Origin of the sequence: Sinorhizobium sp. 7-81 (genome assembly GCF_030124405.1) — a bacterium.
GTDB lineage: Bacteria > Pseudomonadota > Alphaproteobacteria > Rhizobiales > Rhizobiaceae > Sinorhizobium > Sinorhizobium psoraleae.
In genome coordinates, this window is the sequence record NZ_JASKLT010000026.1 from 27,483 (window position 1) to 40,790 (window position 13,308).

Annotated in this window: 12 protein-coding genes, 1 tRNA gene and 3 pseudogenes; 7 read left to right on the forward strand and 9 right to left on the reverse strand. The window is 61.5% G+C overall.

Annotated features, from left to right (window positions below; all coding sequences use genetic code 11):
• The first annotated feature begins 41 nt into the window (after positions 1–41).
• The 4 genes and pseudogenes from QN224_RS31760 (at position 42) to QN224_RS31770 (ending at position 1,688) form a co-directional block, all read left to right on the forward strand.
• On the forward strand, positions 42–524 hold the full coding sequence (locus tag QN224_RS31760) for a MarR family transcriptional regulator (protein WP_283979909.1): 483 nt from the start codon (positions 42–44) through the stop codon (positions 522–524).
• Positions 525–571: 47 nt separating this feature from the next.
• A complete protein-coding gene (locus QN224_RS31765; protein WP_283979910.1) occupies positions 572–829 on the forward strand; it encodes a hypothetical protein in 258 nt (85 codons plus the stop codon).
• Positions 826–882: pseudogene (locus tag QN224_RS34175) on the forward strand (hypothetical protein); the annotation flags it as partial. The gene QN224_RS31765 and the pseudogene QN224_RS34175, both read left to right, overlap by 4 nt.
• Positions 883–923: 41 nt before the next feature.
• Positions 924–1,688, forward strand: coding sequence for an MFS transporter (locus tag QN224_RS31770; RefSeq protein WP_283979911.1), 765 nt, complete (start codon positions 924–926; stop codon positions 1,686–1,688).
• Positions 1,689–1,864: 176 nt separating this feature from the next.
• Here the strand turns inward: QN224_RS31770 and QN224_RS31775 are convergent, their stop codons facing one another.
• Both QN224_RS31775 and QN224_RS31780 read right to left on the reverse strand, forming a co-directional pair.
• Positions 1,865–2,632: a coniferyl-alcohol dehydrogenase gene (locus QN224_RS31775; RefSeq protein ID WP_283979912.1), complete on the reverse strand. Its 768-nt coding sequence runs from the start codon at positions 2,630–2,632 to the stop codon at positions 1,865–1,867.
• Between the two features lie 82 nt (positions 2,633–2,714).
• Entirely contained in the window at positions 2,715–4,187 is a 1,473-nt protein-coding gene (locus QN224_RS31780) for a benzaldehyde dehydrogenase (RefSeq protein ID WP_283979913.1), read from the reverse strand.
• A gap of 324 nt (positions 4,188–4,511) precedes the next feature.
• Here QN224_RS31780 and QN224_RS31785 point away from each other — a divergent pair, with 324 nt between their 5' ends.
• Positions 4,512–6,311: a sigma-54-dependent Fis family transcriptional regulator gene (locus QN224_RS31785; RefSeq protein WP_283979914.1), complete on the forward strand. Its 1,800-nt coding sequence runs from the start codon at positions 4,512–4,514 to the stop codon at positions 6,309–6,311.
• Here the strand turns inward: QN224_RS31785 and QN224_RS31790 are convergent.
• The 3 genes from QN224_RS31790 to QN224_RS31795 all read right to left on the reverse strand — a co-directional run bounded on the left by QN224_RS31790 (position 6,300) and on the right by QN224_RS31795 (position 7,210).
• Positions 6,300–6,596: a hypothetical protein gene (locus QN224_RS31790; protein ID WP_283979915.1), complete on the reverse strand. Its 297-nt coding sequence runs from the start codon at positions 6,594–6,596 to the stop codon at positions 6,300–6,302. The genes QN224_RS31785 and QN224_RS31790 overlap by 12 nt on opposite strands.
• 250 nt (positions 6,597–6,846) lie before the next feature.
• Positions 6,847–6,957: a BBE domain-containing protein gene (locus QN224_RS34180; protein ID WP_369292626.1), complete on the reverse strand. Its 111-nt coding sequence runs from the start codon at positions 6,955–6,957 to the stop codon at positions 6,847–6,849.
• A gap of 10 nt (positions 6,958–6,967) precedes the next feature.
• Positions 6,968–7,210, reverse strand: a complete 243-nt coding sequence (locus QN224_RS31795) for a hypothetical protein (protein WP_283979916.1) — start codon at positions 7,208–7,210, stop codon at positions 6,968–6,970.
• Between the two features lie 197 nt (positions 7,211–7,407).
• On the opposite strand from QN224_RS31795, the pseudogene QN224_RS31800 reads away from it, so the two are divergent.
• A pseudogene (locus QN224_RS31800) lies at positions 7,408–7,695 on the forward strand (substrate-binding domain-containing protein); the annotation flags it as partial.
• Between the two features lie 546 nt (positions 7,696–8,241).
• On the opposite strand, the gene QN224_RS31805 reads toward QN224_RS31800, so the two are convergent.
• The 4 genes and pseudogenes from QN224_RS31805 to QN224_RS31820 all read right to left on the reverse strand — a co-directional run bounded on the left by QN224_RS31805 (position 8,242) and on the right by QN224_RS31820 (position 12,160).
• Positions 8,242–9,435 (reverse strand): IS91 family transposase, encoded by a 1,194-nt coding sequence (locus QN224_RS31805; protein ID WP_283979917.1) that lies wholly within the window; start codon positions 9,433–9,435, stop codon positions 8,242–8,244.
• Positions 9,436–9,438: 3 nt separating this feature from the next.
• Positions 9,439–10,342 (reverse strand): annotated as a pseudogene (locus QN224_RS31810) (tyrosine-type recombinase/integrase).
• Between the two features lie 294 nt (positions 10,343–10,636).
• A tRNA-Ile gene (locus QN224_RS31815) sits at positions 10,637–10,712 on the reverse strand.
• 152 nt (positions 10,713–10,864) lie between these two features.
• Positions 10,865–12,160: a PAN domain-containing protein gene (locus QN224_RS31820; RefSeq protein WP_283979918.1), complete on the reverse strand. Its 1,296-nt coding sequence runs from the start codon at positions 12,158–12,160 to the stop codon at positions 10,865–10,867.
• A 186-nt stretch (positions 12,161–12,346) separates the two neighbouring features.
• On the opposite strand from QN224_RS31820, the gene QN224_RS31825 reads away from it, so the two are divergent.
• Positions 12,347–12,790 (forward strand): hypothetical protein, encoded by a 444-nt coding sequence (locus QN224_RS31825; protein WP_283979919.1) that lies wholly within the window; start codon positions 12,347–12,349, stop codon positions 12,788–12,790.
• Positions 12,791–13,308 lie beyond the last annotated feature (518 nt).

Consider the following 13,308-nt stretch of genomic DNA (forward strand, 5'->3'; position numbering starts at 1 on the left):
TAGCATTATGCAGAATGCAAGAGCCAATGAGAGACGTCGTCATGCCTTTAGAAAAGAAGCAGCCCGCGCAGGATCCCGAAGACGCAAAGATTTGCCGGCTGCAAGACCTGGTGGGCTACCATCTACGCCGTGCCTCGGTTTTCGACCTGCAAGGGGCCGTTTCGGCGCTCGAGCCTGCGAACACACGGCCTGTGCCGATGAGCGTGTTGCTCAGTATCATCGAGACACCCGGCATCAGCTCGGCGGAGATCTGCCGTGCGCTCGGCATGCAGAGGGCAAACATCGTACCGATCCTGGCGGAGCTCGAGGAACGGGGGCTTTTTCTGCGCGAGGCGGACGAGTCCGACCAGCGCATCCAGCGGCTCTTCCCGACCCGTCGGGGCGAGGAGGCGGCGGCGGCGTGGCTGGCACTCGTTTCCGAACATGAACGCAGCATGCTCCGTCGCCTGACGGCGGAGGAACAGACGGAGCTTCGTCGGCTATTGGCGAAGATCTGGCAGGAGGATGGGCCGAAGCAGGGCTAGGCCTGCAACCAGCGGGGAGGTAGGAACCCGCTTTCTGGGAGGACGAAATGCAGATTACCATCGACCACCGCTCCGGCGGGCGGCGAGCGCTCTTGCTCGCATTCATGGCAGCCGTCATCGAAGGCTTCGACCTTCAGGCGGCTGGCGTCGCGGTGCCCAAGCTGGCGCCGGCGTTTGGGCTCACGCCCCAACAGATCGGACTTTTCTTCTCGTCGGCGACGGTCGGCCTGATCTTCGGGCGCTCGCCGGCGGACGGGTTGCCGATGCTTGGGGTAGGCGCTCCGGACTCGTGCTTTCGCTGGTGACCTTCGGGATATTCTCGGCCGCCACCGCCTATGTCACCAGCTTCGAACAGCTCGTCGTCATGCGCTTCCTGACCGGGGTCGGTCTCGGCGGCGCTTGCCGAACCTCGTCAACATCGCCGCGGAACCGACAGATCCAAGCCGCCGGGGGCGCGCTGTCTCGATCATGTATGCCGGCGTCCCCCTGGGCGGCGCCGTGGCAAGCGGCGTCGCCATTCTCGGCCTGCACGGCGGCGACTGGCACTCGATCTTCCTCGTGGGCGGCATCATGCCGTTGCTGCTCGCGCCGGCCATCCACATCCTGCTGCCGCCGCTCGGCGTGGTGAAGAGCGAGGCGAAATCCACCTCGGGAGCTCTTTCGCGCATTCTGGCGCCGCAGACGCTGCTTACGACGGTGGCTCTCTGGGTGTCGTTCTTTCTCGGGCTGCTCGTCGTCTATCTGCTCTTGAACTGGATGCCGCAGCTTCTTGTCTCCCGCGGCCTTGCCCGTGAGGAGGCCTCTTTCGTCCAGATCCTGTTCAACCTGGGCGGCGCGGCAGGTAGCCTCGTCGGCGGTCGGATGCTCGACCAGAGGAACCCGGTAATGCCGGTCGCGCTCGGCTTCGCGGCCGCGCCCCCCCGCAGCTTTGCTCATGCTCAGCCTGCTGCCCGCACATCTCGGGCTCACCCTCATGGCTGGAGCGCTGGTGGGCGGTGCTATCCTTTGCGTGCAGGCAATCCTCTACGGCGTGGCGCCTCAATGCTATCCCTTCGAAATTCGTGGCACCGGTGTCGGCGTGGCGGTGGCCGTCGGCCGGCTCGGTTCCATCGCTTGACCATTGCTGGCGGGTTTTCTCGTCGCCGGCGGCAGCAGCCCGTCTGACGTCATCTTCGCGCTTGTTCCGATCACGCTTCTGGCGGGGTTGACCACCGTTCTGCTGCTGGCGCGACGGGAACGTGCCTTGCAGGCGGCCTGACGCGGGGATCAGCGCAGGAACAGCAATGAGGAGGCTACCGAGGCGGCCTTCTCAAATGCCTGCTTGCACGTCGGTCTTCGGTTCAACTGTAGACGGCAGCAAGCCCGCCATCGATCGGTAAGTTAACGCCCACGACCCAACGGGCGTCGTCCGAGCAGAGGAAGAGGACAGGACCCGCGATCTCGTCGGCGAAAGCCGGACGCTTCATCAGATCCGCGTCCTGTTCGACGCGCTCCTGGCCGAGCATGGTGATGAAATCCCCGATGATCGGCGTGAACACGGGGCCCGGGGCTACCGAGTTCATGCGAATGTCGTGGCGCATGAAGAGCTCGAAGCTGCGCTTGTGCGACCAGACGATCAACGCCTCTTTGAAATACTGGTAGCAGGTTTCCTGTTGGACCGGATTCTCCTCGAGCCAGGCCAGGCCTTCGGCGAAGCTGGCGGTAGCGGCCAAGGCCTTGTGGGCTTCGGCGCGCTTTGGCCATTCGGCGCCGAGAATGGAGGCGAAATTGACGATCGAGGCGCCCCGCGGCATGCGATGGACCATGGCTTCCGTCAAGTGGCGCAAGCCGAGATAGTTGACTTTGGCGACGATGTCGCGGTCGACAGTCCCCGGAACGCCTGCGGCATTGACCAGAGCGTCGATCTGCTCCGGCAGTTGGGCCACGGCCGCGTCGATTGCCTCAGGATCGCTGAGATCGGCCTTGACGAAACCGTCGAGGGTCAGCATTGGGTCGTTGCGGTCGATGCCGACGACGCGGGCGCCGTGGAAGCGGGCGAGGCGGGCGACTTCGCCGCCAATCCCTGAAGAGGCGCCGGTGATGACGATGGTTTTTCCGTTAAGGGTCATGCCTTGTTCCTGTCCATGTAGAGTCAACGCGTGCCGAGCGGACTGCCTTGCGTGTTCTAATTCTGCGTTCGTTCGGGCTCGGTCAAAACGGATAGGGCGTCGCGTTGTCCTTCACCGACACCCATTGCCACTGGGTGAATTCCTCGATGTCGGCGGGGCCGCCGACGCGCGTGCCGTTGCCCGACTTGCCGCGGCCACCGAAGGGGGCGTAGGGTCCGCCGTTCACTGTCTGGTCGTTGATGTGCAACTGGCCGACGTTGAGCTGGTCGCCGACGGCCATGGCGCGACCGAGATTGGCGGAAATCACGCCGGCCGCCAGCCCGTATTCGGAGCTGTTGGTGAGTTCTATCGCTCCCTCATCAGTCTTGAACGAGACGATGCAGGCGACGGGTCCGAAGATTTCCTCTTCGAAGGCGACCATGCCCGGCTGGACGCCGGCAAGCACGGTCGCGGCATAAAAGCGGCCGTCATGCGTGCCGCCTGCGAGCAGTCTGGCTCCCTTGGCGACGGCATCGTCAACGATCCTCTGGATGTTCGCGACCTGCGCATCAGAAATGATCGGGCCGAGAGCGACCTGGTCGCTTGAGGGATCGCCCGCTGGCAGATGCCGCGCTTTCGCGACGAGACGCTCTGTGATTGCCTGCTCGATCTTCTCATCGACCAGCACCAGGCCGGTAGCCATGCAGATCTGGCCCTGGTGCAGGAAGGCGCCCCAGGAAGCGTTGGAGGCGGCGATATCGAGGTCGGCATCGTCGAGGACGATCAGCGCATTCTTGCCGCCGAGTTCGAGTTGGACGCGCTTCAGGTGACGGCCGCACACCTCGCCGACCCGGGCGCCGCCGCGGGCAGATCCGGTAAAGGAGATCATCGCCACGTTCGGGTCGCTGCACAGCGCCTCACCAGCATCGGCGCCGCCAGGCACGATGTTGAGAACGCCCTTTGGCAGACCGGCTTCCTCGAAGATCCGGGCGATGATGATGCCGCCGGAGATCGGCGTGCGCGGATCGGGTTTATGGACGACGGCGTTGCCGAGCGCCAGCGCTGCCGCAATCGATCGGACCGAAAGCACCAGCGGGAAGTTGAAGGGCGAGATCACGCCGACGACGCCGTGCGGCACGCGACGCGCATAGTTGGCGCGCGCGTCCATCCCGGGCAGGAACATGCCCGTCGGCGTGATGGCGAGCGTTGCCGCATGACGGATGAAGAGGACGCCGTGTTCGATCTCGATTATCGCCTTGGGGTGGATGGAGCCAGACTCCTTCATGATCCACTGGGCGAGCTCGCCGCCGTTTTCCTCGAGCAGATCGGCCGCTTTGTTCAGGATCCTGGCGCGTTCGACCGGAAGCGTCTTGGCCCAGCTCTTCTGGGCGGCACGGGCTTCGCCTGCCGCTTGCGCGACGTCCTCCGGGCCGCCGAAGCCGACCGAGGCGAGTACAGTGCCGTTGGCGGGATTGGTCACGTCGATCGTGCCGCCGCGTGTTTCAGCCCATTCGGATATGAAGGCGCGGCCGGTCCAACGGCCCGCGTCGAGAAAGTTCCGGTTATGCATGTTCATTGGTCGAAGTCCTCCGCGGTCTAGTTGGATGGAAGAAGACCTGGCTTCGCCGCTCCCGAGGCGAGGGTGATTTCGCCACGTTTCCGGGCTGTCGCTGGTGCAATCCTCCGGGCCGCATCCTCCGGCGGCCTCCCAAGGCAGCGCAAGGAGCATGCCAGTTTCAGCGCCCATCCTTGCAGCACCGTCATTTTCCGGCGATGGACCTGAAACAATTGCATTTTTGCAGCTTGCATGGTGGGCCGGCACTGGCGCCAGGAGAACTTGCCCTTCTTCAGGAAATAATGCAAGGTTTCATCATTTTCAGAATTTCATGAAAGGCGCTTGATGCATAACAGCGAACGTCCCCCGCAGCTCATCTCCCTCGCCGACGCGTCGAAGACGACGGGCAAGATGCTGTCGAGGGGCGCCTTCAGTGAGCTCGAGACCGGTGCGTCGCCCACCTTGACCGAACTCACGGAAGCCCTGCATTTCGCCCTCGGCGACGGCCGTATCTGGCTCAACGACCAGCGCATGGTGCTGATGCAGTCCCAGGTGCTCGGTCGGCTGCGACAGGAGATCATCGAGGCTTTTGGCGTGGAGACGGCCAAGGGCATCTTCATGCGTGTCGGCTACATGCAGGGCGTCCGCGACGCCGAGCTCGTTCGCAAGCGCTTCCCCAACCAGGATCTGACGCATGCATTGGCGGCAGGGCCGCGCGTCCATACACTCGAGGGCTTCGTGAAGGTCACGACCAGGCACTTCGAGTTTGACAGCGTCAAAGGCACCTATCTCGGCGAATTCCAGTGGGACGATTCCTCCGAAGCCGCCGAGCATATCGCCCATCATGGCCTTGCGAGCGAACCGGTATGCTGGATGCAGAGCGGCTATCCGACCGGCTATACCAGCACCTTGTTCGGACGGCCGGTCATTTTCCGGGAGACCGAGTGCGTCGCGATGGGGGCGCCGCGCTGCGTGGTGGTCGGCCGGAACGCCGAGGAGTGGGGCGAAGATGCACCGGAGCGGGCCTATCTCGGGCTCGAATGGAAGCGTACACGGCGCCCCCCGCGGCTAAAGGTCGAGCCCGTCCAATCGGCGGCGGAGTGCCCTCCGACAGGCAAGGACGAAACGCGGCGCGTCCACGACCAGATCGTCGGCGTTTCTGCCAGCTTTCTGCGCGCCAAGCTGATGGTGGAGAAGGTCGCCGACACTGAGGCGACGGTTCTGCTGATCGGCGAGTCCGGCGTCGGCAAGGAGATCTTCTCTCAACAGCTCCATCGGCTGAGCGCCCGCGCCAGACGACCTTTCGTGCCGATCAACTGCGCCGCGATACCCGAGGGTCTGGTGGAGTCGGAGCTGTTCGGCGTCGAAAAGGGCGCCTTCACCGGAGCGGTCGCTTCGCGGCCGGGCTACTTCGAGCGAGCCGGCGGCGGCACCATCTTTCTCGATGAGATCGCTTCACTCGGCTATGCCGCCCAGGGCAAGCTGCTGCGGGCGATCCAGGAGCGCCAGATCGAGCGGGTCGGGGGTACGCGCACCATCCCCGCCGATGTCCGCGTCATCGCCGCATCCAACGTCGATCTTGCCGACGAGGTGCGCGCCGGTCGCTTCCGTCAGGACCTCTATTTCCGTCTCTGCGTCTTTCCGATCGTCATTCCGCCGCTGAAAGAGCGGCGTGACGATATCCCGCTGCTCGTCGACCACTTTCTACGCCTGTTCCGTGAACGCCATCGCCGAGATGTCGCCGGCCTGTCCCGCCGGGCGATGGACGCGCTCCTGGCTTATGATTTCCCCGGCAACATCCGGGAATTGCAGAACCTGATGGAGCGGGGTGTTATTTGCGCGGAGCGAGGCGGTCAGATCGACGTTCAGCATCTCTTCATAGCCGGCGAGGTCTCGCCCGTTTTCCCACAAGCACTTAGTCGGGAAGGAAAGGTCACGGCAAAGCCGTCACGCCCGACTACTTCCGACCCAGCCACAATCCCCGCGCGGATTTCCTCTGCGGGGGATCTCGCTACAGCCGAGAGCGCTCTTTACGAAGACGCCCTGCGGCGCGCCGGGGGCAACGTCTCGGCTGCCGCGCGAAGTCTCGGCTTGACCCGCGCCAAACTAGAATACCGGCTGCGAAAAATGGGCCTAATCGGCTGAGAAGCTCGGCAAAGCGGGCACACACGACGCCGCCGAACGATGCGGCGCGTACCCCAACTTCTTGACGGCATGATAATAGTCGATGAAGCCCAATCGAACCATTTCTTCGGGCACAGGCAGCAGTCTCTGTGACTGTACGTTTTTCAACCGTCGAATGCCGTTGGTGCGAAGGATGATGATGTAACCCTTATCGTCCTTTGCAATGTCGTCGACTGCCAACCCCGCAAACTCTTTACGTCTGGCCCCAAGATAGGCGAACAGGATCGGCAGATAGTGACCTGCCACTGAACTTTCATCCAGCGGCGATTAGAGCCTCGGCGGTTTTCGATACGCCACTTGGCGCGGTGGGAGCAACCGGCGGAACGCGTAGCCTTCATCAGCGTCGCGGGTGGGTCGATCTTTCCGGTTCCCATCCGTCGCGAAAGGGTGGGATGCGGTCATTCGCTCCGTTTTGACCGGCGACAGCGTCGCGCCGAGGGGAGACACTGTGCGGCTAGAACTGGGTGGCAATCATCAATGACGCATTCCGCCGACCTCATTGCGGCAGAATGTTCTGGTTCATGTGGAAGAGATTGTCTGGATCGTAGTCGCGCTTGACCTTCTGAAGTCTTGCGTAGGTTTCTGCACCGAACGCGCCGCGAACCAGATTCTCACCTTCACCAAATCCGGAAGTTCAGATACAGGCGACCGGTGGAATAGGGCTGCATGCCCCGCCAAACGTCGCGAACCCACCCGATGTTGGGGTCGTCGTTGGCCGGATCGGACCAGATTGCATCGAGGCTCAGCATGATAGGCATGGAGCGGTCGCCAAAGGCGGTGGCATCGGCGGCAACGCGCTGTACCGCACCGCCAAACTTCCAGATCGAGGCAAACGTCTTCTCGGACGGGCGTTTCGCCATCCGCGTGGCGATATCGGCGATAGCGCCGTTGTCGAGGCCAGCGAGGTAGGTTGACTTCCAGTAGCAGCGGTCCGGCCCGTGGGAAACAAGCCGTCGTAGATGGACTGCAGTGCACGGTATGGCATGCGGCCGCTGAAATCGAGCAACGGTTCACCAAAGCCGCGCAGGGGCCGCGTCACACGCAGCCCTTCTTCAGCCGGATGGTGGGCATAGCAGGAGGGCAGACAGCGCTGGCTGTAGCCCGCGGGGAAGCCGAGTTGGCGGTCCTTCCCGTGACCTCAATTCTCGCCGCCGCTCCCGACGTCATGCTTGTCGGGCGGTTTCCGTCGGAACTCCAAAGTTACATCGACTTCGCCATTGGCATCAGCGCTGATCCAAAGGACACAGAAGCTGCCAAGCAACTGTCGGAATTTCTGATGTCGGCTGACGTCGATGGCACCTTGGCAACAAAGGGCATCGAGCGCGGCAAAGGGCATGCTACATAAGCAGCGATCGGCTCACGACCACCGGCTGATGGGCATCGCGGTGGCAATCTCGTGCTGGTGCCCAAGAGTCGGCTCTGGGGCCAAAACCAGGATCTCCAGACCGTATCCACGTGCGGCCGCAACGGGTCGAACCCATCCCTACCAGCCGCTCCGAACGTCTTGAAAGTCCGCCTTGGTGACCTTGGAAATCTAAAACCCCAGCGTCCGCTTTCAGGGCGTGCATCCAAGACCGTGCAAGTCCCAAATGGTGAAGGGTTTCGGGTGCCGTCAGGCGTACGAAAGCCTCTCATGCAGGAACCCGCGGTCGGCATTCTGTGAGCTATGGGGTTTTGTTTATCGGATCTTCCGGCGGGCCGCTGCTCGCAGCGTCGCTTGTCGGTCCCAGCGGGTGAAGATTGGTGTTTTCGGGTGTGACCGCCGACAGTTTCGTGGTGATTGGGAGAGCGTTTGGCCGGCTGGAAGCCAGCGCCGTTCGGACTGGCGCAGGCCCTCCCGTTGGCCGGCTCTGTTTTGAGTGGACCATATGAATGGATCTGCCATGCCGGGTCATGACGCACTCTCCCGGTTCGTTATTGCCTTATCTGGCGGTCCGCGCGGTTGCCGCCAGCGTTCGAACACCTTGATGACGATCATACGTCCGCCGCAGCATGGGCATGGCGGGCGGATATCGTTCGGCTCATCGGCTGCGTCGTCAGCGGGCGGCGGGACAGCGTTCAGGAGGTCGCGGGCGCGAGCGATGCTGATCTTTCGGGAGCTGCCGGCGAGCAGACCGTAATGCCGGATGCGGTGGAACCCGCGCGGCAGGACATGGAGCAGGAAGCGGCGAATGAACTCGACGGTCGCGAGCGTCATGATTTGCTGCCGGTCGCGGCCGTCGCGGCGGTAGTCCTTGTAGCGGAAGGTGACACCGGTCTCGTCGAACGAGATCAGACGACTGTTCGAGATGGCCACCCGGTGCGTATATCGTGACAGATAGGCAAGAACCGCCTCAGGTCCCGCGAAGGGCGGCTTGGCATAAACGACCCAACGCTTCTTTCGCACCGGCGACAGGTGCCGTACGAATGCCCGGCGGTCAGTGAGATGCGCAGCCGAACCGAAGAAGGTGAGCCGCCCGGCATCGTGGAGTTGGAGCAGTCTCGTGAGGAACAAGCGCCGGAAGAGCTTGCCTAGCACACGCACCGGCAAGAGGAATGCAGGACGTGACGATATCCAGCGTGACCCATCAAGGGAGATGCCGCCGCTTGGCACGATCATGTGAACATGGGGATGATGGGTCATGGCTGATCCCCATGTGTGCAGCACGGCGGTCATGCCGATGCGCGCGCCGAGATGCTTCGGATCGGCGGCGATCGTCAGCATCGTTTCCGATGCGGCCTTGAACAGAAGGTCGTAGACGAGCGCCTTGTTGTAGAAGGCGATCGCGGCGATCTCGGTAGGCAGCGTGAAGACGACATGGAAGTATCCGACCGGCAAGAGATCAGCCTCGCGCTCGGCGAGCCATGTGCGTGCGGCGGCGCCCTGGCACTTCGGGCAGTGCCGGTTCCGGCAGGAATTGTAGGCAATGCGCCACTCTCCGCAATCCTCGCAGGCCTCAACATGGCCGCCCAATGCAGCGGTGCGGCAGTGCTCGACCGCCGACATCACCTTGAACTGGGCCAAGCTGAGGTGTCCCCCATGGGCTTTCCGATAGGTCGGCCCGGCAACACGGAAGATATCGGCGACCTCGATCGAGGTGCGCATGGCTCAGCCGTCGGGCGTTTTGCCTTCCATCAACGCCATCAGCCGGTCGAGGGGCCCTGCGACCGCGTGAATAGTCCGGGTGGAGACCTTGGCATAGAGCGCGGTCGTCTCCAGCTTGCTATGTCCGAGCAGAACCTGGATGACGCGGATATTGGTGCCATCCTCCAGAAGGTGGGTAGCAAAGCTGTGCCGTAGGGTATGCGGGCTGACGCGCTTGTGAATGCCGGCGACATCCGCGGCTTCCTGAACCGCGCGATGCAGCTGCCGCGACGAGATCGGGTCGGTGCGGCTGCGCCCCGGAAACAGCCAGCCATGAGGCAGCATCACGCCGCGCCGCTTTCCTTCGCGCCACCACAGTCGCAGCAGTTCAAGGAGTTGCGGAGAAAGCATGGCATTGCGATCCTTGCGTCCCTTGCCTTGTTCAACGCGGATCAGCATGCGCGTCGAGTCGATGTCATCGACCTTGAGATGCGCGACCTGGAGACGCGCAAGCCCGCGCCATAGGCCACGCCAAGCGCCGCTTTGTATTTGATGCCTGGCGCCGCCTCGAGCAACCGCGCAGCTTCCTCCATGCTCAGCACGTCGGGTAGCTTGCGTGGATTGCGGGTTATCACCAGCGCTCGCGCCAGATCCCGCCGCTTTAGCGTCACCGCAAACAGAAAGCGTAGCGCCGAAACCGTGCTGTTGATCGTGGCCGGACCACACCGTTCTCATGCTGATACAACTGGAAATGTCGTATGTCCTCGACCGTTGCGGTGTCAGGGGTACGCCCAAGAAACCTAGCGAAGCGCCGGACATGACGGATGTAGTCCTGCTGAGTGTGAGATCCCAACCCTCGCATCACCATGTCTTCCTGCATGCGCTGGCGAAGCGGTGTGGTCGGGGCATCATTGGAGAAGCTGGCCATTGAACGTTCCTCTCGTTGAAGGGAACTCAATGGTCAGGCAACACCAACAGCCTGCCTAGAACTTCGGATAATCACACCAACCTCACCGCGCACGCCCTCCCGCGAAGCGGGTTCGTGCATGAGGGCGCAATGCTGCCGTTCACAGACTTAGGCGTGGACGTCGCGAAGAAGCGTGCTCCCACGAGCCCTGCACGGCTCGTTGCTGTGATGTTCACTTTTTGGGCCAACGAGATCGCCTAATGTATAGACTGGCATTTGAACCGATTGGCCACGTCTCGCGACCGTGTGGTGGTATGGTAGGCCCGGCAGGACTCGAACCTGCAACCAATCGGTTATGAGCCGACGGCTCTAACCATTGAGCTACAGTCCCCACCAGAAAGGTTTCTAGGGACAGCAAACCGATTGATCAAGCTCGGGGCGCAATGGATTTCGCGAACTCTGGCGCTACCAGGGAAGCAGCCCAGCTTCCCGCACGCCCGCCTGTTCGTATCCCTTCAAGGCGTGAAGATCGCCGGCAGATGGTCAGTCGAGTCCGATGACCTTCGCCGGTGCGAATGTTTGAAAACTCTTCACCCCGGAAATCATGCCGGTTTTGAAGAGCGGTGTCCCAACGGCACCTTTCATCCAGCACTCCCGCTTCTTTTTGATATAGGTGAAGGCAACGCACCGGTCATTGTCGATGCAAGCGAGTCGGCACTGAAGAGGGGTTGCGTTCGAGATCGACGCACGAACGCCGAGATCGCCCCCAGGTAGATCCACATCCTCGAACAGCGCCTTCTTTGGGTCGATCGTGCCCATGCTAAATGACGTTGGATCTGGATCCGCGCTCGCCAGGAATTTTCCCGAGATCGCGACCGAGTTGCCATCGGCGCGACCTTCGTTTGCTTTCAGGAAACAGTTCGGTCCACGCACAATCTTCGGATTGGCATTGAAGGTGAACGCCTTGCAAGCGCCATTCATCTCCAGACAGCTCGTGGCGCATTCGGCGACGTCGGCCGTCCTTTTCGAGGTGAGATCATCGCCAAACAGGTCAAGGCCAGTGTAGACGGCGATACGCGTCGGTTTACGAGCAAACTCCTCGATCGCCGACAGTTTCTCGCTTTGACCGTGGCCTATAGGCGATGCAGCGCCAACTTGGCTGTTTGACTCAGATGAGGCAGCCGCAATCGAGTTTGCCGTTGAAGGTGGCGCACCCTCGGACGTGACGATCGGAGTTGTGGACACCTGTTCGTTCGATGTCGTCGCCGTGCCCTTGCGGTTAAGTTTGTAGCGGCCAATTTCCTCGCGTGAGAACACATGCATCTGTGACGGAGGCGTCTTGAACATCGTGGTCATGACCTCCGGCGGAGTGTCGAAGCGAGCGAGCATGTCAATGATATCGGAGATTGACAGCTGTGCGCTTACCAGGTCGTTCGATTCACTAGAGATCTGGTGGACGCCAAGCTCACCGTCCACCTGCCGTTCGACACCCGCCATAAAAACGAAGGCGCAAGCCGAGTAGCAACCTTTCCCTTTTGGGATAAAGGTGGAGAGGCGCCTTTCGTGCACGTCGTCCGCAATCAACAGCGCCATCTGAACAGCGCCACCGACGCTATCTAGCACCAGCAATCTAGCTTTCTGCGAAGCGTGAAGCGCCCGCCTGAAGTTCAGAGCGGAATAGAGGTCGATTTCGCCGCTGAGTGTGATGACGCTTGGGTCGCTCTCCTCGAACGAAAAAGGGCCAAATTTCTTTGTCCCGGCCAATGCCGGATCATACCCAAGCGAAATGGCCAAGCAGAAGGCCAGCATGCGGACGAGGCCGAACTTAAAACTCGGCATATTTGTGCTCCCAGGCTTTGTTTATATTCAGTGAACATTGATCAAGTTCAAGTTGCAACACAAAAAAACCATAACGGTTAATAGTGCGGTGCACCTCACGGACAAGTCGACCCGCGTTTCAACCGCGCCCCGACTCCCCCGGGATCGGACAAGTATCAATGTGGGCTTGCTGTCTTGGGAAAAGCGTTGAATGATACAACCCAGGGCGGGGATCTCATGCGGCAATTTCTTGTTGGCGCGGCCGTAGTTGTAACAATCATCTATTGGATCGGTTCGATTGGTGACGAACGGGCCGCAGTCGACGAAACGCGGCTATCTTCAGGAACCGTTGCTCGAGAGCAGAAATCCTCGGCCGACGGTCGCACCCAAGTCTCTACAGCGACGTTTCAGCAAGACCAGTTCTCTGTACTGTCTGATAGAGCAGACATGGAGAAAGTGGTCGCAACGGTTTTCGTGCGCGGCAAGCGCGTCGCCTTACGAGAAGGACCTGGGAAGAAGTTTTCGATCCTTGATCGGTATGATGCGAGTCGATCGGTCCGCTTGCTTTCGGTCGATGGAGAGTGGTCGCGCGTCCAAGAACCTCACGCGGCGGGAGGGTTGGATCGCATCGCATCTCCTAAGTACCGATAACCCACGGTCAGAGCCAAAGAGCGATACACCCGCATCTGTAGAGTCATCTCCTAAAGAGCCAATCAAGGTTCCGCAGATATCCGATTCCATGATCGTACAGCGCATCATCGCTGAGTCGATCTCCGGCTATAGCGGATCGTGCCCTTGCCCGGAAAGTCGCGAACGGGCCGGACGACGCTGCGGGCGCAGGAGCGCATATTCGAGACTCGGGGGTGCTGCCCCAATCTGCTATCCCGGCGATGTCTCAAGGGCAATGATCGATGCGTTTCGCTCGCGATTGTGACGCGTTGGGACATTGATGCGGATTGGGGCATTCGGCCCATGATGACGGGTAAGCCGAGAGAGCAAAGAAATCGATGCGGTATCAGCCTGTCACTGCGCGTTCGCGGACGAACGTCATTTGGCTTGGAGCAGATCGTTCCACCTTATCCTCAACAGAGGCTTCGTCGTTTTGGGAAGCTTCGAGCGATCAACCATTCGCGACGAGACTTCAAAGTCGGCGTTGATCTTCACGACGA